The following is a 23,357-nucleotide window of genomic DNA, read 5'->3' as shown; positions in this document are numbered from 1 at the left end:
GGAGTAAGGGAGTAAGCTAAAAATCACTCGCTTTAGCTTATCCTATTCCCCTATTCAGCAACTTCAATCTCCAGCGAAACCGGATCGAAGGCAACGACCCGGACTTCTGTTCCTGTTGGCAGATCGGGGCCTTTCACGCGCCACATCGTATCGTTGATACGGATTCGCCCGCGACCGTTGATGATCGGCTCCGTCAAGGTGGTGCGCTGGCCGACGAGTTGCTCGCCGCGACGATTGAGCAAGGGTTCATCGGCATCGGTGCTGCGCGAGCCGAAGAAGCGACGTCCCGCCAGCACGAAAATGACGGCCAGAACCAGAAAAACGACAGTCTGAAACTGCCAGCCAAACCCTGTTGTCGAAGACAGGAGAAAGGCAAGCGCGCCGGTCACAAGCGCTGCAAGCCCGAACCAGATGAAGAAGAAGCCGGGCGCCGAGATTTCCAGTATCAGCAGGATCAGCCCGAAAACGAGCCAGTTCCAGATGCCGAGGCCGGACAGATATTCAATAATCATGGCGCCCTCTATTCCTTGTGTTGAGCAGCTTTAGCGTCCAGCGGACGGAACGCTGCGCGGACGGGAAGGGGTCGGTGGCTGCGGTGCCGGGTCTACCGGCCTGCTGCCATTACCAAAGACTTCCTTGGCAATTGCACCAATACCGCCGAGCGAGCCGATAAGGGCACTCGCCTCAAGCGGCATCAGCACGACCTTTTGGTTCTTGGCGCTGGCGATATTGCTGAGAGCTTCCGTATATTTCTGCGCAACGAAGTAGTTAAGCGCCTGCACATTGCCGTTGGCAACGGCATCGGAAACCATGGTGGTGGCTTTCGCTTCGGCTTCTGCGAGGCGCTCACGTGCCTCTGCCTCGCGCTTGGCTGCTTCCAGCTTGCCTTCAGCTTCGAGAATCTGTGACTGTTTCTGACCTTCAGCACGCAGAATCTGTGCGTTACGATCGCCCTCGGCTTCAAGAACTTGCGCGCGCTTGTCACGCTCTGCCTTCATCTGGCGTGCCATGGAGGTGACGATATCTTCTGGCGGATTGATATCCTTGATTTCCACGCGCGTCATTTTAAGGCCCCATGGATGGGCCGCCTCATCGACAACCCGCAACAGGCGGTCATTGATCGCGTCGCGGTTCGATAGCAGTTCGTCGAGATCCATCGAGCCCATGACGGTACGGATATTGGTCATGGTCAGGTTGAGGATCGCATATTGCAGGTTCGCTACCTGATAGGCCGCCTGCGCTGCATTCAGCACCTGATAGAAAGCCACGCCGTCAACACCGACGATAGCGTTATCGCGGGTGATGACCTCCTGCGTCGGCACATCGAGCACTTGCTCCATCATGTTGAGACGCGCACCGATACGATCGAAAAACGGTACGATCAGGTTCAGTCCTGGATTGAGCGTACGCGTATAGCGACCGAACCGCTCGACGGTGTAATTATATCCCTGTGGCACGGTCTTGATACCGGCAAACAGCGTCGCCAGAACCAGTGCAGCCAGAATGAGCAGCGTAATATCGAAACCGGTCATTGTCTTTCCTTAAGGCAATAGGACAGTAGGTCAATAAGGTAGTAGGTGGAGTCTATCATAGGTCAGAACATACTGCCCTATTCCCTTACTCCCCTACTCACTTCAATCTAAACCCATCCCTGCAATTCGCGACGCACCAGTGTCTCGATGACCTTCATGCCGTCTTCGCTGTCGTTGAGACAAGGAATATGACTGAAATTTTCGCCGCCGTTTTCAAGAAATTCTTCAGCGGCCTCATTGCCGATCTCATCCACTGTTTCCAGACAGTCGGCAACGAAACCCGGATTGAGAACGGCCATCGACTTGACCCCGTGTTTGGCCAAGTCTTCCACCGTTTCGTCGGTATAGGGCTGGAGCCATTCTTCAGGCCCGAAGCGCGACTGGAATGTGGAGCGAAACTGGCTATCATCAAGGCCCAGCCGGGCCTGTAAAAGACGTGATGTTTCAAGACATTGCTGGCGGTAGGGGTCGCCCTTGTCCGAATAGCTTTTCGGTATACCGTGATAGGATGCGAGGATCACTTCCGGCTTGAAGGAAAGTGTTTCCAGATGCTTCTCGATGGAGCGGGCCAGTGCTTCGATATAAACGGGTTCTGTTTCATAGGACGGCACGATGCGCACTGCTGGCTGAAAACGCTTTTTCATCAGCGCTTCGAAGAACTTGTCGTTGACCGTCGCTGTCGTCGTTGCCGAATATTGCGGGTAGAGCGGAAACATGACGATCCGCTCGCAACCTTGCTGCAGCAAACGATCAGTCACGCTTTCGATGGATGGCTGGCCGTAGCGCATCGCCCAGTCCACGACCACATTTGGATAGTCGGCAAGTGCCTTGGCAAGCTTCTCGCCCTGCGCGCGCGTATAAGTCCGCAACGGAGATTCGTTTTTCTCGCGGTTCCAGATACGGTCGTAAAGCTTGCCGGAACGCTTCGGGCGAGTGTTGAGAACGATGCCGTAAAGGATTGGATACCAGATGAGCCGCGGCCATTCGATAACACGGCGATCTGAGAGAAATTCGGCCAGATAGCGGCGCATCGGGCCATAGTTCGTGCCATCCGGAGTACCAAGATTAACCAGCAGAACACCGACCTTTGGCAGTTTTGCCTGCATCTCCGGCTTGGTTGTCTGGCTGGGTTTCTCCTGCACTTTATCCATCTCACTCATCTTCCGACTCCTGTTCAGCCGGAAAACTAGAGAAAAAAAGACAAATTACAATCCTGACAATTACCGCTGGCGAAATTCTATCGGCGCAGATGTTTTCCGCGCCGTAAATATTTGAAATTTACCCAAGATATCGGGTGCTTACCCTACCGCCTTACGCGTCAGGGAGAAGCGTGAACCCGATGACGACGTGCAGTTGAGCTGCGACGGCGAGACGAGTGCGCAGTTCACCTTCGACGAGGTGCCGCGCACGATGGAGCGCATGTCGATTTCAACAAGCTGCGGCGACTGGTAACGGTAGTTGCCTTCGGCAAGCTTTTCGTTCGTGTCGGTGGAGCGGGTCTCGAAAATACCGCCGTTGAATGACGAAACGATGCCGTTTGGATCAACCCAGCTGCCTTCGATGCCTGCCGGGGCGCGAGAGACGGTTGGGGCATTGCCGCCAACCGGGCCAGTCGTTTCGCACGCGGCCAACGCCAGCGACATGACTGCAAGAGGGGCAATGATGCGGAAGCGTTTCATATCCATGCTCTCCATTAGAACATCTCCGGGCCAAAACTGTACGACGGCTGGCCTTTGAAATGCGTAAAACCAAGTATTTAGAGCGGCTTCAACGATTCCGTGCTGATTGGAACCGCTCGGGGATGATTAGTTTGATGTATTGAAACTTGCATGAAAACAAGCCCTCAATGTGAGGATTACGCGATTGTTGCGAAACTGCCGCAATGAAAACTGCCCGGCCTTGCCGGGCAGTTAATCAGTTTAGCGAACCAGAATATTCCGGAATTGCCATGGATCTTTGGTATCGAGGTCTTCCTTGAACAGATGACCGCGACCTTCCAGTGGTGTCCAGTCCGTGTAATAGCCGTTCAATGGGCCCAGATATTGCATCTGGACTTCGAGGCAGCGACGGTAATCCATCTCGTCGGTCTCGACGATACCGCTTCGTGGATTTTCCAGCGCCCAGACCATGCCCGCCAGAACAGCCGAGGAAACCTGCAGTCCGGTTGCATTCTGATAAGGCGCGAGCTTGCGCGCTTCCTCGACGGTTAACTGCGAGCCATACCAATAGGCATTTTTTTCGTGGCCATAGAGCAGCACGCCGAGTTCGTCGCCGCCGTCCAGAATTTCATGCTCTTCAAGAACATGCTGCACCGGCTGCGCCCGGCCAGCAGCGCCAAACATTTCATCAAGCGCCAGAATGGCATCATTGCTCGGATGATAAGCGTAATGGCAGGTGAGGCGGAAGTCGAGCTTGCCCTTCTTGTCACGCAGCGTGAAGAAATCGGCGATGGAGATCGCTTCATTATGGGTGACCAGCAGACCATATTGGGCACCGAGCGTCGGGCACCAGGTGCGAATACGGGTATTGCCGCCGGGCTGCTCGAGGAAGATGGCGGCCTTGTTGCCCTTCTTCTGCTTGCGGGCGTTCTTGGGCATCCATTTTTCATGGCTGCCCCAGCCAAGTTCTGCCGGTTGCAGGCCTTCGGCGATGAAGCCTTCGACGGACCATGTATTCCAGAACGTGTTGAAAGGCTTCGGCTCTTTTGCGCGCTGGGTATCGCGTTCCGCGATATGAATACCCTTGACGCCTGCCTTTTTCATCAGTTTCGCCCAGCCGTGCCGATCATCGGCTGCTGGTTCGGTGAAATCGAGCTTCAGTTCAGTTGCAAGATCGACGAGCGCTTTCTTGACGAACCACGAAACCATGCCGGGATTGGCGCCGCAGCAGGAAACGGCGGTCGTACCGCCGGGATTCTTGCGCTTTTCAGCGCGAACCGTTTCGCGTAGCGCATAATTGGTGCGCGAGGCATTGTCAGCATCGGTATCGAAATAGAAGCCGAGCCAGGGTTCCACCACCGTGTCGATATAAAGGGCACCATGCTCTCGGGCATAACGCATCAGATCAAGTGATCCGGTATCGACGGAAAGATTAACGATAAAAGGCTGGCCTTCTGTCTCTTTCAAAAGAGGCCCGAGAACTTTTTTGTAATTATCCTTGGTGATCGCTTCCCTGAGAAAGCGAATACCCTTGTCGTCGAGGATCTTGCGATTGGCTTCGCTCGGATCAATCACGACCATGCGCGATTTGTCGAATTTGAAATGACGCTCAATCAGCGGCAGGGTACCGCGCCCGATCGACCCAAAGCCGATCATGATGACGGGGCCGGTTATCTCGCCATAGACTTGCCATTTCGCTTTCGCCATTTTCTTCCTCTTGATAGCCGCAGAATTGCGGTGTCGGGTTATCCTTACCCCGGTTTAGCTTATGCGCGGGAACGATAACACAACTTCATAGAAAGAAAGAAACGTCACAAGCTCATGACATCAATACATGTTTAACGTGTTTTAGCTTTTTAAGCCTCGACCAGCTTCGCGCGGATCATACCGCGCAACGAATTGCCGACGAGAATGTTGCGCGCGCTTTTGAGCGCTTCAACGGTAACGATACCCTCTTCGACGACATTGTTGTTCAGCAATTCGCGGCGCAGCACGCCGTCAAGCAGACCGCATGAAAGAGCGGGTGTCGTGCAGGTCGTGCCTCCAACGTCGAGAAATATCGACGTAATTGTTCCCTCGCAGACTTCGCCCCGATCATTGAGCAGGATGACCTCATCAACCTCCGCCGGTGAATACTCCTCACGTGCGGCGATATAGACCTGCCGCCTTGTCGTCTTGTGGCGCAGCAGGGGATCGTTGTGATTGAGGCGCGTCCGGGCGATTGCGACTTGCCAGACCGTCTGGCATGACAGCGGTTCGTATGGCGTGCTGGTGACCGTGGCAACTCCGTCCGGTGCAAGCGTCAGCCGCAGTTTCAGGGCTTGTTCGCCAGTACCGTGTTCCGCAACCTTCTGACGGACGGCTTCCATATTGCACGAAAACCCAAGCTCATAGGCAGAATTCGCAAGGCGTGCCATATGCAGATCGAAGCGTAGAACGCCTGAGAGCGGTTCCCAGCGCATGGTTTCGATCAGCTGATAATTCGGCTCCATGATCACAGCCCGTGCCCCGTGTGGCTCGACAGTGCCGCGAACCGTGCTTTCAGAAGACATTCCTCGTACTCCGCTTGCGCCGTGGAATCGAAGACCACGCCACCCCCGACATTGAAGATCGCACGATTTTCATTGAGAAGCGAGATCGTCCGGATAGCAACGTTGAAACGCATCCGGCCGCTGGGCTCGATCCAGCCGAGCGAGCCGCAATAAATGTCGCGCGGCCCGGTCTCCAGCTTACGCAAGATTTCCATGGCGCTGATCTTCGGCGCGCCGGTGATCGAGCCGCACGGGAAAAGGGCGGCAAAAAGCGAACGCAGCGGCAGGCTTTCTTTCAGTCTGGCCCGCACGCGGCTGATCATCTGGTGAACCGTAGGATAGGTTTCGACGCGGAAGAGTTCCGGCACGTCCAGCGATCCCACTTCGCTGACAAGCGAAATGTCGTTGCGAAGCAGATCGACGATCATGCGGTTTTCGGCCTGATTCTTCGGATCGTTCAGCAGAAACTGCCGGTTCTGCTCATCTTCTTCCGGCGTCGCACCACGCGGCATGGTGCCTTTCATTGGATGGGTTTCAATCCATCCGTCGCCGTCGACTTCAAAGAAAAGTTCCGGCGAGCGCGACAGGACAATGGGCCCCCCGAGATCGCAATAGGTCGCATAGCGGACCGGCTGACGCTTGGCGAGCCTATTGAACAGGATCAGCGGATCGCCGCTCCACTCAGCATGGATCGGAAAGGTAAGGTTGCCCTGATAGCAATCGCCCTCGCGCAAATGACGGTGGAGCCGTTCGAAACGCGGCGCGTAATCGTCGAACGACCATTGCGCGAGCGGATCGCGCAGAAAGGTGGCATTGTCTTCGCTGCGGTTGTGCATCGACTGGTCGGAGGGACCATCGAACACGCCGAAGCACAGAAGCGGGGCATAGCGCCCCTCTGGCAGCAACGGCTTCAGCTTGGGCTCGAGAAGATAGCCGGCTTCATAGGATAGATAACCCGCAAGCCATTTTCCGGCATTCTGGGCCGCCTGCATCGCATCCCATGCAGGCTCGAATTCATCTGGCGTGTCGGCGCGGATGATCGATGAGGGGGCCGTGAAAAGCACATCGCGGCCCGCCTTGTCGTCCCGGAACAGGATAAGCGGCTTATTGCTTTGGTGAAACACGCAAGTGCTCAGTCTTCCATGGCTTCAAGCTCGTCGATAATGCCTTCGATCACCGACAGGCCTTTGCTCCAGAAATCGGGATCGCTTGCATCCAGACCGAACGGCGCAAGCAATTCCTTGTGGTGCTTGGTGCCGCCAGCCTTCAGCATGTCGAAATACTTCTGCTGGAAGCCCTTTTCCGAATTCTGGTAGACAGCATAGAGCGAGTTTACCAGACAGTCGCCGAAGGCATAGGCATAGACATAGAACGGCGAATGGATGAAATGCGGGATATAGGTCCAGAAGGTCTCGTAACCCGGATTGAGATTGACGGCATCGCCAAGGCTTTCGCGCTGAACATCCATCCAGATTTCGCCGATGCGTTCTGCAGTCAATTCACCTTCGCGGCGCTCGGTATGTACACGGCGCTCGAACTGGTAAAAGGCGATCTGGCGCACGACCGTATTGATCATGTCTTCGGCCTTCTGTGCCAGCATGGCCTTGCGCTCGCGCTTGTCCTTCGTGCGCTCCAGAAGCGAACGGAAGGTCAGCATTTCGCCGAACACGGATGCAGTTTCGGCAAGCGTCAGCGGCGTTGACGCCATGAGAGCGCCCTGACCGCCCGCGAGAACCTGATGCACGCCATGGCCAAGCTCATGTGCCAGCGTCATCACATCGCGCGGCTTGCCCATATAGTTGAGAAGCACGTAAGGGTGCGCAGACGGAACAGTCGGATGCGCAAATGCGCCGGGCGCCTTGCCGGGGCGAACTGGCGCGTCGATCCAGTTCTTGTCGAAGAAATTTTTCGCAATCTCGGCCATTTCAGGCGCGAAATTGCCATAGGCGGAAAGCACGGTTTCGCGTGCCTCATCCCAGGGGATTAGCGCTTGCGGGGTTTCAGGCAGGGGCGCGTTGCGATCCCAGTTTTCAAGCTTTTCGAGGCCGAGCCACTTGGCTTTCAGGGCGTAGTAGCGGTGCGAAAGGCGTGGATAGGCATCTTCCACTGCCTTGGCGAGCGCGTCCACCACTTCCCGCTCAACGCGGTTGGCGAGATGGCGGCTATCGGCGATATCCTGAAAACCACGCCAGCGATCGGATATTTCCTTATCCTTGGCGAGCGTGTTGGTGATCAGCGTGAATGTGCGCAGATTGGCTGCAAAAGTTTTGGCGAGAGCTTCAGACGCCTTTTTGCGCACAGCGCCATCGGCATCCTGAAGCATGTTCAGTGTCGGCTCGATGCTGAGTTCCTTGCCGTCGATCTCAAAACGGAGACCAGACATGGTTTCATCGAACAGCCGATTCCAGGCGCTATAGCCGGTAATCGACTTTTCATGGAAGAGCTGTTCCAGCTTGTCATCGAGCTGGTACGGCTTGTCCATACGCAGATCGGTCAGCCATGGGCGATAATGGCCGATGGCCGCATTGTCGCTCATCGCCCTTTCCAGGACCGCGTCGTCGATGCGGTTCAGTTCCAGGCCGAAGAAAATGAGATGGGTGCTGGCATCGGTCAGCTTTTGCTGCACGTCGCCGAAAAGCTTCATGCGCTTCGGATCGGACGTATCGCCATAATAATAAAGACCTGCGAAGGAGCCGATGCGGCCCATCAGTTCGTCCAGAGCCTCGAATTCCTTGATCGCATCGGCAAAATTGCCGCCCTTGGCCTTGGCTGCTTCGTCACCGAGCTTGCCCTTCCAGCGACCCTCGAAAGCTGCGGCATCGCTCATGGCCTTTTCGATGGCGCTCTTCAGCTCCGTACTGTCCGCAGACGGATAGAGATCGCCAAGATTCCATTCCGGCAGGTTGCCGAGATCAATCTTTCCGGCTGCAGCCGCATCGCCGACAGGTGCGTGCAAAACCTTGTTAAAGGAAACGGATTCTGAAAAACGGGTCATGAACATTCTCCTATTCGGTCTCTTCTCGCATGTCTTGCCAGGATCGCCAAGAGCTGGGAAAAGCGCCCCGAATTTTTGTGATGGCTTGCCCAACGAAGGATTGCTGGGCGGCAAATATCTGAATTGGAAAACGTATTCGGGATACAATTTTGTGAATGGGACACTGAGGCGCATTTTAGTACCTTGCATTCGATGAAGGCTTGGCCCCAAATAACGCGCCTAGAATATGAGACATTTAAACTGTTTAAATATTCTGGGCGTGGGAACTCCATAGGTTGATGATAGCTGTTAATGGCCACGCGCATACTCATAGCGGATGACGATCCGATTCATCGACGCAATCTGGAAGCGATAGTCATGCGCATGGGCTATCGGACCATTCTTGCTGACGGTGGAGCCAGCGTGCTCGGCTTTGTAAGCCAGCGTAAGGATATAGTCCTGATGCTGCTGGATCTGTCGATGCCCGATATGGACGGCCTGACTGTTTTACGTCGGATGCGCGAAGCTGGAAATAATGTTCCCGTTATCGTTCTCGTTCAAAACGATGATCTCCAGCCGGTTTTACAGGCAATGAAAATGGGCGCTGCCGATTTCGTGACCAAGCCTGTGGTCTTCGAGCGTGTGCAGGTTTCCGTTTCCAATGTCCTGAAGATCGATGCGCTGACGCAGGAAATCCGTCGCGCCCGGTCCTCCTTGAAAGCTCATCTGACACTTTCCGACATGGCGATTAAAAGTCCGGAAATGGAACGGGTCAGCATTCTGGCGCGACGAGCTTCGGCGTTGGATGCCCCGCTTCTGATCGAGGGAGAGCCCGGCAGCGGCAAGGAGACGCTGGCACGTGCCATTTGCAGCGGCGGTGCCCGTTGGCGCGGCCCTTTCGTGGCCGTCGATTGCCGTAGTCTGACCATCGAGAATGCTGACGAAGTCTTCTTTGGCGTTTCGACAGCACGCCGCGACCGTCGCGACGATGATGCAATCCGTAGCATCGGAAAACTTGCCGAAGCCGACGGCGGTACACTTTTCCTCGATGAAGTGGGTGCGTTGCCGCGCCACACGCAGATCAAGCTTTTCGCTGCCATGCAATCTGGCCAGTTCGAAACTGGTGGTGGAGGCGAGCGCGCTCTCTCCAATGCCCGCATCATGGCATCGAATAGTCGCCCCCTGGCCGATCTCGTCCACATGGGACGTTTCCATGCCGGGCTTTACCATTTGCTCGGCTCCTTTGCTGTGGCCATGCCGCCGTTGCGCAACCGTCTGGAAGATATTCCGATCCTGCTGCACCAGTTCATGATGCGCTATGTGAGCGAGGAGCGGATGGGGCATATAACCGGGATCACCACCCATGCGCTGGAAAAGCTAAAGGCCTATCATTGGCCAGGCAATGTGCGGGAGCTGAAAAATGCCGTTTATCGCGCTGTACTTCTCTGCGAGACTGGCGAACTGACGGCGGCTGATTTCGCTCAGATCGGTTTGGGAACCGAGGCGGCAAGGGCTGCACAGCAATCCGCCCGGTTCAATCTTGTCGATCACGATCCAAGCGTGAGTGGCGCGGCGGGCGTGTTCAGCGGGATCGACGGGGCAGGCGAAGTGCGCACACTTGCCGCAGCCGAGGAGGAAATGATCCGGTTTGCGATCGCTCATTATGACGGCCAGATCAGCGAAGTTGCCCGGCGCCTGGGGATAGGAAGAACCACGCTTTACCGGAAACTCAAGGAATATGGCATCGATGTGGCGTCGATTTCCGGCAAGGGACCGGGAGGTGAAGAAGAGGGTGAAGCCACCCCCTTCAACCGTGCCGCCAGCTGACAAAACTGCATGTAACTGTTTGAATTTTAGTCATTTATAATAGATTCGCTGTCGTTCCTCGCAGGTGGTGTTGCGGATTAAAGACTGTTAATAATTTTTTAACCATGGCGAAAATAGATGCACGTGTGTGGCTTTTTTGCCATGGTGTTTCCTCATTTGTTGTTCACTAAGCGTCCATTAACCATTAAATCCGACAATCGGAGCTCGAGCGGAACTGGGACGCAGGCTTTTTGTGGCACCACAAAGAAAGTCCCGAGGGATGCCTGGAGAATATCTCTGGGGGCGGAAAAACGGTAAGGCGATACGATTCGATGAACAGCATATCGACCATTAAAGCGCGCTTTGCGAAGATGTGGACCGGGATGAAGGCATCTATGTCCGTTCCGTCTGCCCTTGCCGCTGCTGCGGTTCTCATGGCGCTGTCTCCTTCGCAGGCTTCGGCTGAAACCCGTTCTCTCAAGCTTTACTACGTCCATACGGGCGAAAAGGCGGAAATCGTCTTCAAGAGAAACGGGCGCTTCGATGCCCAGGGTTTGAAGAAGCTGAACGTTTTCCTGCGTGACTGGCGCCGTAACGAACCGACCAAGATGGACCCGCGCCTGTTCGATCTGGTCTGGCAGGTTTATCGCTCCTCCGGATCGAGCCAGTATATCACCGTCGTTTCGGCTTATCGTTCGCCAGCGACCAACGCCATGCTGCGTTCGCGCTCGGCGAATACTGGCGTTGCCAAGAAGAGCCAGCACATGCTTGGCCGCGCAATGGACTTTTACATCCCCGGCGTCCCGTTGGCGAAGCTACGCGGGATCGGCATGCGCTATCAGATCGGTGGTGTCGGCTATTATCCGCGTTCGGGTTCGCCATTCGTCCATATGGATGTCGGCAATGTTCGCTCCTGGCCGCGCATGAGCCGTCGCGAATTGCTCGCACTGTTCCCCGACGGTAAGACTGCTCACCTTCCCGCAGACGGCAAGCCGTTGCCTGGCTACGAGCAGGCACTGGCCATGATCGAAAAGCGCAAGGCTGGTGGCGGCGAGGTCATGGTGGCTAGCAACTCTGCTCCGCGTCGCAGCAAAAGCTTGTTTGGTGCGCTGTTTGGCGGTGGAGCAGATGAAGAAGAAGATACTGGTGATGTGAGCGCCCCACCAGCGACGGCACGTCCGGCTCGTGCAGCGCCTGCGCGTCAGGCTCCGGCAGCAGTCCCGGAAGAGTCGGTCCAGCAGCCGCGTGAAACGATGGTTGCCGCTCTGCCTTCCCGCGATGCTCCGCTTCCAATGCAGGCACCGCGTCCGGAAACAGGCCTTGATGCTCAGGCCCAAGCACAGGCGCAGGCCGCAGCCGAAGTTCCGGTTGCCGCGCTCAATGTTCCGATTCCGGCTCGCAAACCGGCAATGGCGCCACAAGATGCCGTTGCGCTTGCCGCGGCCGAGCCTGCCGCCGATGCTGCCCGTGCTGCGGTGGATGCGAACACGGTTCAGGTTGCAGATGCTGGTACGCCTTCGCCGCTGATGAATGGTTTTGTGCCGATCCCATCGGCCCGCCCACAGCTTGAAACGGACAATGTGCAGCTTGCAGCTGCAGTGGTCCCATCGGCGCGTCCAACACGTCCGGGTGAAAACCCTGCCGCAAGCGGTCAAGACGCGATTGCCGCGCTGGTCAATCGCGAGCAGACCGAACCGACCCAGGTTGCCGATGCAGGCGACGTGGCTGTGCCGCAGCCGGGTGAAACGGCAGCTTTCCCGCTGCCGAAGGAAGCGCCGCGTGCCAATACGCAGCTTGCTCTTCTATCCAAGAAGGATGAAATTGGCGAGCTGATCGCGCCGCCTTCCGACGACTACTATGACAGTAAGCCGGTTGCAGATGGCGCGCCGAAACAGGCTCCGGCAGCGGTGCAGACTGCCTCGGTAGCCCGCACGGCCCCAACCAAGCCTACGGCCACTGCTTCTGCGGCAGTCCATAAACAGGTTGCGGCGATTGGCAAGGCAGCCGAAACGGGCGTTCGCACCACCGCAAAGGGCGGACGTTATGTGGCCAAGGCTCAGTCCAAGCCACGTGCGGTTGTCCAGCCAGCCGTAATGCCGACTTCCGAAGTCGCCATGTCGTCGGAATCGGTGTCGAGCACCGTACCGGTGACCAATCCGGTCCTGCGCAACGATGCGATACGCTCCGCACCGGCAATGGTCTATACGGCAGGATTTCAGCGTGGCAATCTGCCGACCGAACGCGCCAACCAGTTCAGCGGCAATGCCGTTACCTTCCTGACGGTGGCCAAGTTCACGGAAACCAACTGACCGCCGGAAGAATAACAAAAACCAAAAGAAAAGGGGCCTTAAAGGCCCCTTTTTGCATTGGCATTTAGTCATGTTCAGCTTTTCAGATCAGCTGCTTCGCTCGCAAGGTCTGTGATCGCATCCCATTCGCCAGCTTCAACGAGTTCTTTCGGTGCAACCCACGAGCCGCCGACGCAGACAACGTTCGGCAGTGACAGATAGCTCTTGGCGTTGGCAAGGCTGATACCGCCTGTCGGGCAGAAGAAGGTTCCGGCCAGTGGTGAGGACAGCGCCTTCAGAAACGGGGCGCCGCCTGCTTGTTCAGCGGGGAAGAATTTCAGATGGGTGTAGCCTTCTTCGCGGAGTGCCAGCATTTCGCTTGGCGTGATGGCCGCAGGCAGAAGCGGCACGTCGCTGTCATTGGCTGCGGCGACGATGTATTTCGTCGCGCCGGGGCTGACGATAAAGCGCGAACCCGCCTTCGCTGCGTCCTCATATTGTTTGGCATTGAGGATCGTGCCAGCGCCGACGATTGCTTCCGGCACTTCCGACGCAACCGCACGGATGGCATCAAGTGCCGCAGCCGTGCGCAGGGTGATTTCGATTGCGGGCAATCCGCCCTTGGCAAGCGCACGCGCCAGCGGAACAGCATGTTCCACCTTGTCGATCAACAGAACCGGAATGACCGGTTGGCCTGTCATGATGGGGACGAGAAGATCGGTTTTCTGGGACATCGGCTTGCTCGGCTGTTTGAGTGGATAAATCGATTTAAATCCCCTTTGATGGTTTGTCTACCGTCGAAGGGGGACTTGCTCATGCGGCTCTTCTAGAACTGTCGAGTTGCTTTTGCCAGCGTTGATAGGCTTCGGCCATGCGCGTGTCATAATTGTTGCGGGCAAAGGCCGGTCCATTGTACCGTCGGGCGAACTCGCGCCAGTCGTGGGCTCTTAGTACTTGGAGAAGCTCTGCCTTTTCGATAAAGCGCAGCATCAGCCGCGCCTGCCCGGCAACCGATCCTCGTGCCTCTGCTACAAGATCATCGACGGTGCGATAGCCAAGCCATTCCCAATGTGCACCCATGACTTGCCCCAGCCCCCAGGATGTAGATTCAAGCGCTGCCTTTTTGCTCAAGCCCATCGCACGTTCAAGCAGAAGCCAGCGCGCGGCTTGCGATTTCGGATTGCGTATCTGGCCCGCAACCGGCGCCGACAGCCCGTTGCTCCTTGCATAGTCACGCAGGCGACCAGATAGCCTGCGATCAAAATAATGCCCTTCGAACCGGATCGCCGGTTCCTTGCCTCCGCTGATATCGAACAGCGCCCGACCGCCGCTTTCCACTTCTGCAATTGCCAGCAAAGCCGCCGGATCGATCTCCACCTCATTTGCCATCGCCGTCAGGGCTATGATCGTCTGGCTGTCGAACATGTATCTCTCCTCGAAAAGTTGCTCTTCGAGGCGGATTTTGAGGCGACTTGGTCGCATGAGGATAAAGTTGACTTGAATTCGCCGTTTGTGGGGATTAGTTGCGGGTTAAATTTTCAAAGAAGACAGAACCGATGAGCAATTTGCCTTTCACCGTTGCCGCCCTTTATTGCTTTGCGCCGCTCCCGCAATATGAAAGCCTGCGCGAGCCGCTGGCGCAGCTTTGCTGCTCGGTTGGCATCAAGGGAACACTGCTTCTGGCGGCGGAAGGCATCAACGGGACCGTTGCAGGCACTGCCGAGGCGATTGATAAACTCGTCCAGTACATCACAGCTGTTCCCGGTCTGGCTCAGCCGGAGCTCAAATATTCCCATGCGATCGAGATGCCGTTCCATCGCATGAAGGTGCGGCTGAAGCGGGAGATCGTCACAATGGGTGTCGATGGCATTGATCCGCTAAAAAGTGTTGGCACCTATATCGCGCCGCAGGACTGGAATGCTCTGATTGCCGACGAAAACACGGTCGTTGTCGATACGCGCAATGATTATGAATATGCGATCGGCACATTCGAAGGGGCGCTTGATCCGCAGACCAAGACATTCCGCGAGTTTCCCGAGTGGGTCGAGCAGAACCGCGACAAGCTGGAAGGCAAGAAAATTGCCATGTTCTGCACGGGCGGTATTCGCTGTGAAAAGGCGACGGCCTTCGTCAAGGGACTGGGCTTCGATGATGTGTTTCATCTCAAGGGTGGCATCCTGAAGTATCTTGAAGAAGTCCCGCGTGAGGAGAGCATGTGGAACGGCGAGTGCTTCGTGTTCGATGAGCGTGTGGCAGTGGGCCATGGGCTTGCTGAAAGCGATGTTGAGCTTTGCCGCGCCTGCCGTCGTCCGCTCACGCCTGAAGACAAGCTTTCGCAGTTTTTTGAGGAAGGTGTTTCCTGTGCCGGTTGCTATGACGAGCGCACACCGGAAGATCGCGCCCGCTATGCGGAACGCCAGAAGCAGGTGAAGCTTGCCGAACTGCGCGGGGCGCACAAACACATCGGTAGCTGATGCCGCACGCCCTTCATAGGGCTGGTCAAACAGATTTCACCGCATTATGGTGGCTCTGGTTCTGGAACGATCTGAATTCGTTACGGAATTTTGGGCGGCTTTTGCATGGACGCCCGTGCATCAAGGGTTTGACGGCATCCGGGTCGCGTTTGCCTCCATCACACCCATCATCGCAAGTCGGGGCATAGGAAATCTCCCATGCTCGCACAGAAACAACGCCGGTTTTCCGGCGGATGATGGTTTTGTCCGTTGCTACGGGCAATATGGAGGACATTTATGAAAAAACTGATCGCCGCATTTCTCATCACCTTTGCTGCGGGTGCAGCCTCAGTCGCTCACGCTGCCGAAAAGGTGACTGTTTTCGCCGCTGCCAGCATGAAGGACGTTATCGAGGAAGCCGCCAAGCAGATGAAGGCCAAGGACGGCACTGAAGTGGTCGCGTCGTTTGCATCTTCGTCGGTCCTTGCCAAGCAGATCGAGCAGGGTGCACCAGCCCAGATTTTCATTTCCGCCGATCTCGACTGGATGGATTATGTCGAAAAGGCCGATGCCATCGACAAGGCTTCGCGCAAGGTCATCGCTGGCAATGCGCTGGTTATTGCAACGCAGAAGGATACGCCGAAGGGTGAGGCCAAGGAGCTTTTGAGCGCCGGTCGCTTTGCCATGGGTGATCCGTCGAATGTCCCGGCGGGCAAATACGGCAAGGCAGCGCTTGAAAAGCTCGATATCTGGAAGGATGTCGAGAAGAATGCAGTCTTCGCCGAGAACGTACGTGTTGCGCTGCAATATGTTAGCCGGGCGGAAGTGAAGGCCGCCATCGTCTACGCATCGGACCGTGCCGCAGCACCGGAACTGGTCGAAGCCTATAGCTTCCCGGCGACCAGCCACGCACCGATCCTTTATCCGGCGGCGCTTGTTGCGAAGAACGAAACCGATGCCGCCAAGGCTTTCCTAGCTTTCTTGACCAGCGATGCCGGCCAGGCGATCATCAAGGATAAGGGCTTTGTAGGCGCTGCGGAGGCTGCCGAATAAATGATAGAGGGCAACGTCTGGCAGATTGTGTCTCTGTCGCTCCGGGTTGCCGGAATAGCCATCATTGTCGCTCTGCCGGTTGCCTTTATCGTTGGCTGGATTCTTGCCCGGTTCAATTTTCCGGGCAAGTCGCTGGCGCAGGCCATCGTCACCATGCCGCTGGTCCTGCCGCCGGTGGTCACGGGCTATCTGCTTTTGGTCCTGTTTGGCGCGCGGGGTGCCTTTGGTGCACCTTTGCAGGAATGGTTCGGCGTTTCCTTTGCTTTTCGCTGGACGGGTGCCGCACTTGCTGCCGGTGTCATGGCATTTCCGCTGCTCGTTCGCCCGATCCGGCTTTCGATAGAAGGGCTTGATCGCGGGCTTGAAGAAGCGGCGCGCACACTTGGTGCCAACCGGTTCACAGCCTTCTTCACGGTTATTCTGCCGCCTCTGCTGCCGGGGGTGCTGGCAGGCGCAGTGCTTGGTTTTGCCAAGGCGCTGGGTGAATTTGGCGCCACGATCACATTCGTATCCAACATTCCAGGCGAAACGCAGACCCTTTCGCTTGCCATCTATGCCCTGATGCAGACCCCATCCGGCGATGCCGAGGCATTCCGTTTGATTGCCATATCCGCAGCGATCTCGATTGCGGCCGTAGTCCTTTCCGAATGGCTGCAGCGCAGGCTTGCAGGAGCAACGAAATGAGCGGGCTTTCTGTCTCGATTACAGGCCGCAATGGCAGGTTTCCTGTTGAAGCTGATTTCGCAGCCGACTGGGGCGTGACCGCATTGTTCGGTCATTCGGGTGCGGGCAAGACGACGCTTCTGAAAATGATTGCCGGAACCTTGCGCCCGGAACACGGACGCATTGCGGTCGGTGATTTCACGCTGTTCGATGCTGCCAAAGGCGTCAATCTGCCACCGGAAAAGCGCCGCATCGGCTATGTGTTTCAGGAAGCACGGCTTTTCCCGCATATGAGCGTGAAGCGGAACCTGACTTATGCACGCTGGGCAGGCCACAGGCAGACAACACGCAGCTTCGATGAGGTTGTGGCGCTGCTCGGCATCGACCATCTTCTCGACAGGCGGCCATCGACGCTTTCCGGAGGCGAGCGCCAGCGTGTCGCCATTGGCCGGGCACTGCTGTCCGATCCGGCGCTGCTTTTGCTGGATGAGCCGCTTTCCTCGCTCGATCATGCGCGCAGGCAGGAAATCCTTCCCTTTATCGAGCGTCTTCGCGATGAAAGCCATGTGCCGATCGTTTATGTGAGCCATGAAATCGATGAAGTCGCACGGCTTGCCGATGAAATCGTGCTTCTGTCTGCTGGCCGGGTAACGGCAAGCGGTGCGGCGGCGGATGTTTTTCCGCTGATCGACGCAGAGGGCGAGGGCGGCGGCGTGCTGCTGGAGGGGATGGTTTTGTCCTATGACGAGCGCTACAAGCTGGCGGAGATTGATCTTGGCGGCGCGTCGTTCCAGCTCAGCGATGCAGGGCTAAAACAGAATATGCATGTGCGGCTGCGCGTGCGAGCACGTGACGTCTCCATAGCGCGCAAGGCGCCGGAGAAGATCAGCATTCGCAACGTGCTACCGGTTACAGTAACGGGCATCGAAGCCGACGAAGGGCCGAATGCGCATGTCTCGCTCGATTTTCAAGGCCGTCGTCTTGGTGCACGGCTGACGCGGCGCTCGGTTGACGAATTGGCGCTGCGATCGGGGGACCATGTAGTTGCGCTGGTAAAGGCGGTTTCGGTTGATCGGGCGGCTATTCGGGAAAAATGACACAGGGACAATAATCCGGTTTTCGCCCCGCCTCTTTTATGCTCCTGTCTCTGGCGAATAGGAGAATATGCATGACTGATTTGCAGAACTGGACGCCGCGCCCCAAGCCGGAACGCAAAGTGCTTGAAGGCCGTTATGTGCGGCTGGAACCGCTGGACCCGAAGAAGCATGGGGACGAACTTTTCGCCGCTTCGTCGGTCAATGATGCAGATCAGCGCTTTAAATGGTTGTTCGAATTTCCGCCTGCCACCCGAGACGAATTCGAGCCCTGGCTGGACAAGGTGGCGAAGAGCGAAGACCCGCTGTTCTTCGCTGTCATCGACAAGGCAAGCGGCAAGGTTGCCGGACGCCAGACCTTGATGCGCATCGACCCGACCCATGGCGTTATCGAGATAGGCAGCATCTATTGGGGGCCGCTGATTTCGCGCAAGCCTGCCGCCACCGAAGCGCAGTTCCTGTTCATGCAATATATTTTCGACGAGCTTGGTTATCGCCGCTACGAATGGAAGTGCCACAACGAAAACGAACCTTCCAAGCGGGCTGCCGAGCGTTTCGGCTTTTCGTTCGAGGGAATTTTCCGCCAGCATATGGTGGCGAAGGGCAAGAACCGCGATACGGCGTGGTTTTCCATTCTCGACAGCGAATGGCCTGCCTTGAAGAAAGCCTATCAGGCATGGCTTGCGCCGGAAAACTTTGATAGTGACGGTCAGCAGAAGAAGAAGCTTGAGGAGTTTCGTGATCTTGGCTGAGCGTAAGAAGAGCAACCCGGCAATTGCCGCTGCCATTATCCTGATCGGCTTCGGGGTGCTTGCCTATTTCGTGCCCAGCATCATGCTGGCGCTGGGCGAACGCTCACAAATCGCGGCGATCATCTTCCCGATTGTTTTCGTTCTGGGCTTCTTCGCCATTTTCTGGCTGCGCTCGCGCCGTCAGAACAAGGATTAACCAACCAGCGAAGCACTAAGTAAAAGCGCCCCTGTCAGCGCGATGAACAGGGCGGCGGCGACTTCGATTGCCGCCTTCAGCCGACCCGACATGGCATTGCTGCCTGCAAATCTGAGTGCCGTGTTCTTTGCAGTGACGGCCAGCGTGGCGAGAACAGCGACGGTGATGAATGTGCCGAACGCCATGGCGAAAACCGAGAGAAGCCCGCCGACCATCAGGCCATTCAACAACGCAAATGTGAGCACGATCAGCGCACCCGAGCAGGGGCGCAGGCCCACCGACAAAATCGCCGACCAAGCCGTTTTCCAGTTGAAATCTTCGCCTAGCGTCGATGGATCGGCAATATGGGCATTGCCGCAGGCGGCGCACACATCACCTTCGCCGATGAAGATATGATCCGATGCCTTGGTGGCTGCAGGTTTGTAATTGAGCTTTACCGTGGTTCCGACCGCTGCCGCCCGCGTGGTTTGCGAAATACTGCCCTGCCATGCCCGACCGGAAGCCATTGCCGGTTCAGGTGCTGCTGAAAAAAGCGATGAGGCCGGGCTGGGGTTTGCATTGTCCTGCTTCTTGAAAAGCAGCGGCAGTTTGCGCGCCAGAAGCCAGAGGCCGAAAAACAGAACAAGCGCAAAGCTTGCAATTTCCATGTAGCGGGCGGTCTGGTTCATGGAAATGCCGGTGCCGCGCAGCATGAACCATGCGAGGCCAACCACGGCGATGGCCATGATCGCCTGCAAAAGCGATGAAATGAACGACAGAAGGATGCCGCGCCGGAGCGCCGTTTCATTGGCGATCATATAGGAGGAGATGACGGCCTTGCCGTGGCCGGGCCCTGCCGCATGAAAAATGCCGTAGACGAAGGAAAGTCCGACCAGAACGGAAGCCTGCCATGGATCTTCGCGCATGGCTTTCAGTGCGTTGGTCATGGCGAGGTAAAACGAGCGCTGCTGCTCGTTCATCCAGAGAATGATATGCGCGAACGGCCCGGTTGGCTTCATCGCCACCTCATTCGCGCCAATGCCGAGCGATGATTGCGCATAGGCTTGCGCAACGATCATCATAAGGCAAAGGGTTAGAATGAAGGTAACCGGTTTTCTCATCAGCCTGTCTTTCCTTTCGGCTCACAATCAATTTCGAGACGGGTTGCGAATATTTTCGACATGTCCGTGCCCATGGGGTCATTGAAGAAAGCATCGGTCAGTGTCGCCTGGTTCTGGGCGAGTGCCTCATCCGGATCAGGCCGCACGACTTTGGAGGTGCAGCCTGCGGGCAGGCCTTTTACAACCAGATCGCTGTCATTCATGTAATCAATGGCGGTATAGAAGGTGGGGTCATAGACACCGAAGCTGACCTTGTGGCCAGCGGCGAGTTGCAACGGCTTTTCAGGCTTGCTCGTGAAAATGATGAGCAGACGATTATCGACGAAATCTGCGGCAAGATCGGTCGGCCTTGCCATTTTCACGTCCTTGCCGTCGTCCAGAACGGTCTGGAAATATTTGAATTCGGCAATTGAACCATTGATGACATGGCCGAGGTCAATCAGCTCGTTTTTGTCGAGTTGCAGATCGCCATTCTTGTCAAATTCCATCAGAACGGTCGAAGAGAAAACATCGTCGAAACGCCAGACATGCGCAAGCTGTTGTACGGTGCCGTCGGGTGCAATGGAAAGCTCCAGCCGCGCCTCAGCGAAGACATGTGGGTGAGCGAGCGCAAGTGTTGGCAAACATCCGGCCAGCAATGCAATTGCGGCAGACTGGATGAAACGACGCTTGAGCCAGGGCAAAACCACCATAGAAAATTCCATTAGATCACGCTTATGCCCGAAGGCGGCGAAAGTGGGACGCTTTACTTGTTTTATCGTGCATCTTAGTCCCGAAAACCGTTTCACCCTTTTCGGAATGCGCTCTATTCCCGTTCCTTGAACCATTGGGTCAGAAAATCGACCAATGCACGGATTTTTGCCGGCAGATAGCGCCGATGCGGATAGACGGCGTAAATACCGCCATCCTTCACGATGAATTCGTCCAGACAGGCGACGAGCCTGCCGCGTTCGATTTCTTCTTCGGCAATGAATGCTGGCAGCATGCAGAAGCCGAGCCCGGCGAGTGCCGCATTCTTGGTGGCGACCGGGCTGTTCACCTCAATCGGACCGTTGACGGGAACCGTCATCATCGAACCATCGGTATTGCGGAAATGCCAGTTGTTGCGCGAGCGTGCATTGGTGTCGATGATGCAGGGCCGGTCAGCCAAATCCTCGGGACGTTCGGGTTTGCCGACGCGGGCAATGAGTTCCGGCGCGCCGCACAGGATAGAATGGAACGGTGACAGGCGCTTGGCAATGAGAGAAGAGTCCTGCAAGCGCGTGATGCGGATCGCAAGATCGAAGCCTTCTTCCACCAGATCGACAAAGCGATCATCCAGCCGCACGTCGAGCACGATTTCCGGATGCGCGAGGCAGAAGTCGATCAGTGATTGGCCGATGACGGCATCGGCAAAAGTGCGCGGGGCCGACAGTTTGATGCGCCCGCGCGCATCTGAACTGGTTTCGCTGACGGCATCTTGCAGCGCGTCGATCTCGCGAATGATTTCAACTGCGCGGTGATAGTAGGTGTGCCCGGCTTCGGTCAGCGAGAACTGACGGGTTGTGCGGTTGAGAAGCCGTGCGCCGAGCTCGTCTTCCAGTTCCCGCACATATTTGGAAAGGAGTGCCTTGGAGCGCCCGATTTTTCGCGCAGCGGCGGAAAAGCCTTCCGCCTCGACCACGTCGATGAAGGCGCGCATACGTGTGAGGGTGTCCATGGTCTAGCCCCGCTTCCCGATGATGTTTTTGACCAGCGCGATCAGCGCCCGATCGCTGCCACGTGGTCCGATGAAGGAAATGCCGAAAGGTGCGCCCTGCACCTGTCCCAAAGGTAATGTGATCTGCGGCAAGCCGGAAAGCACTGAAAGGCAAAGCAGGCGCAAAGCCTGTTCGCGATAGGCCTGCAAGGTCTCGAAAGGCTCTTTTGCCAGCGGAGCAGCACCCGGTACGGTCGGCAATGCCAGCACGGCGTCATTTCCGATAATCTGTTCCAGTTCCTGCGTGAATTGTGCCCGGCGCACACGCTGGCTGGCAACGAGATCAGCGGCCATTTCCGCACCGAAGGCAAAACGGTCCGCGACGCCGGGACCGAGCTTGCGATCACCCGAAGAAATCCAGTCACCATGCGTCGCCCAGGCTTCCGCGCCCTGAATGTGGCGGAAGACCAGGTAGAGTTCGTCTATCGAGAGCGTCGGCTGGCTCGCCGCCTTGAGTGTCATGAATTGCGGGCGCACTTCTGCAAACATGGCGCGATAGGCGTCTGTTTCTTCCTGGCCGAGGAGAAGCTGTTCCAGAACCGGCATATAGAGCAGTTGCGACAGCCTGAATTCTCGGGCGTCGTCGCCAAGCAGGATAGAGCCGACCCGTTCGTAAAGGTCGATATCGCGTGCAAACCATCCAATCGTATCGAGCGAGGGCGCTAGCGGCATGATACCTTCGAGCGGAATACGGCCATGGGTGGTGCGCAGGCCAATCAGGCCGCAAAAGCTTGCAGGCGCGCGGATGGAGCCGCCTGTGTCGGAGCCGAACGCAATATCGGCAAGCTTGCCGGCCACCGCCGCAGCCGAACCGGACGATGAGCCACCGGTAACGCGATCCGGTGCTGCCGGATTGATCGGATAGGGGAAATGCGAATTCTGCCCCATCAGGGAAAAGGCAAGTTCGTCGGTCTGCGCCTTGCCGACAAATTCGGCGCCTGCAGCGAGAAGCTTTTCCACCACGGGAGCCGATCTTTCAGCTCGAGGTGATTCGGCCTCGATCTGCGGATTGCCGCATCCGGTTGCCATTCCGGCGACGTCATAAATGTCTTTTACGGCCAGCCGCTCACCTTTAAGCAGTCCGTCCGGCGCGTGAACGGGTGAGTTTTCGGGTTTTGCAATGATCGCGTTGAAGGGATCGAAACTGGCCATTGTTCACAACATGCAGCAATTAACGGGTTGTTTACGCTCTTTCGAGGTGGGTTCGAGCCGAGAATGTTTCACTAATATTGAACAAGGGCAAGCATGTCGTTCAATGCGATGCGACTAAAAATAAATTCGTCCGAAGAAATTTTTGTCATTGAATGGACACGACTTTGCGCTTATATCGCGCTTGCCCAAAGTCGCACGTGCCTGTGGGTGTCCGCCGATCCTCGAATGGTGAGGAATTCGGTACGGTACCTGGACCTAACCGCTCCAGTCGATCTGTTGGCCAACCGCCAGATCGAGGACATCTTGAAGCAACGACGGTGCGGGCCTTTCTAGTGTCTTTCGGCTGTCCAAAAGCCGAAATTACTGA

The 23,357-nt window shown here is 56.6% G+C and carries 22 protein-coding genes; 8 read left to right on the top strand and 14 right to left on the bottom strand.

What is annotated here, in order from left to right:
- Positions 1-50 precede the first annotated feature (50 nt).
- From MKS82_RS23820 to MKS82_RS23785, 8 genes are all read right to left on the bottom strand, one after another.
- Positions 51-512 (bottom strand): NfeD family protein, encoded by a 462-nt coding sequence (locus MKS82_RS23820; protein WP_109988873.1) that lies wholly within the window; start codon positions 510-512, stop codon positions 51-53.
- 30 nt (positions 513-542) lie between these two features.
- The gene (locus MKS82_RS23815) at positions 543-1,532 is read right to left on the bottom strand and encodes an SPFH domain-containing protein (RefSeq protein WP_109988872.1); all 990 of its coding nucleotides are present in this window, start codon (positions 1,530-1,532) and stop codon (positions 543-545) included.
- Positions 1,533-1,639: 107 nt separating this feature from the next.
- A complete protein-coding gene (gene hemH / locus MKS82_RS23810; protein ID WP_109988871.1) occupies positions 1,640-2,692 on the bottom strand; it encodes a ferrochelatase in 1,053 nt (350 codons plus the stop codon).
- 138 nt (positions 2,693-2,830) lie between these two features.
- Positions 2,831-3,211: an outer membrane lipoprotein Omp10 gene (omp10, locus tag MKS82_RS23805; protein WP_109988892.1), complete on the bottom strand. Its 381-nt coding sequence runs from the start codon at positions 3,209-3,211 to the stop codon at positions 2,831-2,833.
- A 240-nt stretch (positions 3,212-3,451) separates the two neighbouring features.
- Positions 3,452-4,897 carry a homospermidine synthase gene (locus MKS82_RS23800; RefSeq protein ID WP_109988870.1) on the bottom strand — a complete coding sequence of 482 codons (1,446 nt, stop codon included), beginning with the start codon at positions 4,895-4,897 and terminating at the stop codon, positions 3,452-3,454.
- A gap of 149 nt (positions 4,898-5,046) precedes the next feature.
- Positions 5,047-5,742, bottom strand: coding sequence for an aminotransferase class IV family protein (locus tag MKS82_RS23795; RefSeq protein WP_109988891.1), 696 nt, complete (start codon positions 5,740-5,742; stop codon positions 5,047-5,049).
- Positions 5,685-6,845, bottom strand: a complete 1,161-nt coding sequence (locus tag MKS82_RS23790) for an aminodeoxychorismate synthase component I (RefSeq protein WP_109988869.1) — start codon at positions 6,843-6,845, stop codon at positions 5,685-5,687. The genes MKS82_RS23795 and MKS82_RS23790 overlap by 58 nt, the downstream gene beginning before the upstream one ends.
- Positions 6,846-6,853: 8 nt before the next feature.
- Positions 6,854-8,716: a M3 family oligoendopeptidase gene (locus MKS82_RS23785; protein ID WP_109988868.1), complete on the bottom strand. Its 1,863-nt coding sequence runs from the start codon at positions 8,714-8,716 to the stop codon at positions 6,854-6,856.
- A gap of 291 nt (positions 8,717-9,007) precedes the next feature.
- Between MKS82_RS23785 and MKS82_RS23780 the strand changes: the two genes are divergently transcribed.
- Together MKS82_RS23780 and MKS82_RS23775 are read left to right on the top strand one after the other, a co-directional pair.
- Positions 9,008-10,522 carry a sigma-54-dependent transcriptional regulator gene (locus MKS82_RS23780; protein ID WP_109988867.1) on the top strand — a complete coding sequence of 505 codons (1,515 nt, stop codon included), beginning with the start codon at positions 9,008-9,010 and terminating at the stop codon, positions 10,520-10,522.
- A gap of 311 nt (positions 10,523-10,833) precedes the next feature.
- The gene (locus tag MKS82_RS23775) at positions 10,834-12,810 is read left to right on the top strand and encodes a DUF882 domain-containing protein (RefSeq protein ID WP_240579366.1); all 1,977 of its coding nucleotides are present in this window, start codon (positions 10,834-10,836) and stop codon (positions 12,808-12,810) included.
- A 74-nt stretch (positions 12,811-12,884) separates the two neighbouring features.
- Here MKS82_RS23775 and MKS82_RS23770 read toward each other — a convergent pair whose 3' ends face one another.
- The gene (locus MKS82_RS23770) at positions 12,885-13,523 is read right to left on the bottom strand and encodes a 2-dehydro-3-deoxy-phosphogluconate aldolase (protein ID WP_109988866.1); all 639 of its coding nucleotides are present in this window, start codon (positions 13,521-13,523) and stop codon (positions 12,885-12,887) included.
- Positions 13,524-13,602: 79 nt separating this feature from the next.
- Entirely contained in the window at positions 13,603-14,214 is a 612-nt protein-coding gene (locus tag MKS82_RS23765; protein ID WP_109988865.1) for an N-acetylmuramidase family protein, read from the bottom strand.
- Positions 14,215-14,345: 131 nt separating this feature from the next.
- On the opposite strand from MKS82_RS23765, the gene trhO reads away from it, so the two are divergent.
- From trhO to MKS82_RS23735, 6 genes are all read left to right on the top strand, one after another.
- On the top strand, positions 14,346-15,263 hold the full coding sequence (trhO, locus tag MKS82_RS23760) for an oxygen-dependent tRNA uridine(34) hydroxylase TrhO (protein WP_109988864.1): 918 nt from the start codon (positions 14,346-14,348) through the stop codon (positions 15,261-15,263).
- Between the two features lie 276 nt (positions 15,264-15,539).
- Positions 15,540-16,295 (top strand): molybdate ABC transporter substrate-binding protein, encoded by a 756-nt coding sequence (gene modA, locus MKS82_RS23755; RefSeq protein WP_109988863.1) that lies wholly within the window; start codon positions 15,540-15,542, stop codon positions 16,293-16,295.
- On the top strand, positions 16,296-16,979 hold the full coding sequence (modB, locus tag MKS82_RS23750; protein ID WP_109988862.1) for a molybdate ABC transporter permease subunit: 684 nt from the start codon (positions 16,296-16,298) through the stop codon (positions 16,977-16,979).
- Positions 16,976-18,055, top strand: a complete 1,080-nt coding sequence (gene modC, locus MKS82_RS23745; protein ID WP_109988861.1) for a molybdenum ABC transporter ATP-binding protein — start codon at positions 16,976-16,978, stop codon at positions 18,053-18,055. Before modB ends, modC begins: the two co-directional genes overlap by 4 nt.
- Before the next feature lie 71 nt (positions 18,056-18,126).
- Entirely contained in the window at positions 18,127-18,804 is a 678-nt protein-coding gene (locus MKS82_RS23740) for a GNAT family N-acetyltransferase (RefSeq protein WP_109988860.1), read from the top strand.
- Positions 18,791-19,000: a hypothetical protein gene (locus MKS82_RS23735; RefSeq protein ID WP_010660689.1), complete on the top strand. Its 210-nt coding sequence runs from the start codon at positions 18,791-18,793 to the stop codon at positions 18,998-19,000. Before MKS82_RS23740 ends, MKS82_RS23735 begins: the two co-directional genes overlap by 14 nt.
- Here MKS82_RS23735 and MKS82_RS23730 read toward each other — a convergent pair.
- From MKS82_RS23730 to MKS82_RS23715, 4 genes are all read right to left on the bottom strand, one after another.
- Positions 18,997-20,100 carry a nickel/cobalt transporter gene (locus MKS82_RS23730; protein WP_109988859.1) on the bottom strand — a complete coding sequence of 368 codons (1,104 nt, stop codon included), beginning with the start codon at positions 20,098-20,100 and terminating at the stop codon, positions 18,997-18,999. The two genes, MKS82_RS23735 and MKS82_RS23730, sit on opposite strands and share 4 nt — an antisense overlap.
- Positions 20,100-20,804: a DUF1007 family protein gene (locus MKS82_RS23725; RefSeq protein WP_109988858.1), complete on the bottom strand. Its 705-nt coding sequence runs from the start codon at positions 20,802-20,804 to the stop codon at positions 20,100-20,102. The genes MKS82_RS23730 and MKS82_RS23725 overlap by 1 nt, the downstream gene beginning before the upstream one ends.
- Before the next feature lie 101 nt (positions 20,805-20,905).
- A complete protein-coding gene (locus tag MKS82_RS23720) occupies positions 20,906-21,799 on the bottom strand; it encodes a LysR family transcriptional regulator (protein WP_061347625.1) in 894 nt (297 codons plus the stop codon).
- A 3-nt stretch (positions 21,800-21,802) separates the two neighbouring features.
- Positions 21,803-22,990, bottom strand: coding sequence for an amidase (locus tag MKS82_RS23715; RefSeq protein WP_109988857.1), 1,188 nt, complete (start codon positions 22,988-22,990; stop codon positions 21,803-21,805).
- Positions 22,991-23,357 lie beyond the last annotated feature (367 nt).

It is taken from the genome of Ochrobactrum sp. A-1 (assembly GCF_022488005.1).
Lineage (GTDB): Bacteria > Pseudomonadota > Alphaproteobacteria > Rhizobiales > Rhizobiaceae > Brucella.
The sequence above is the reverse complement of the archived record's forward strand: the minus strand, read 5'-3'. Positions and strand labels throughout refer to the sequence as shown.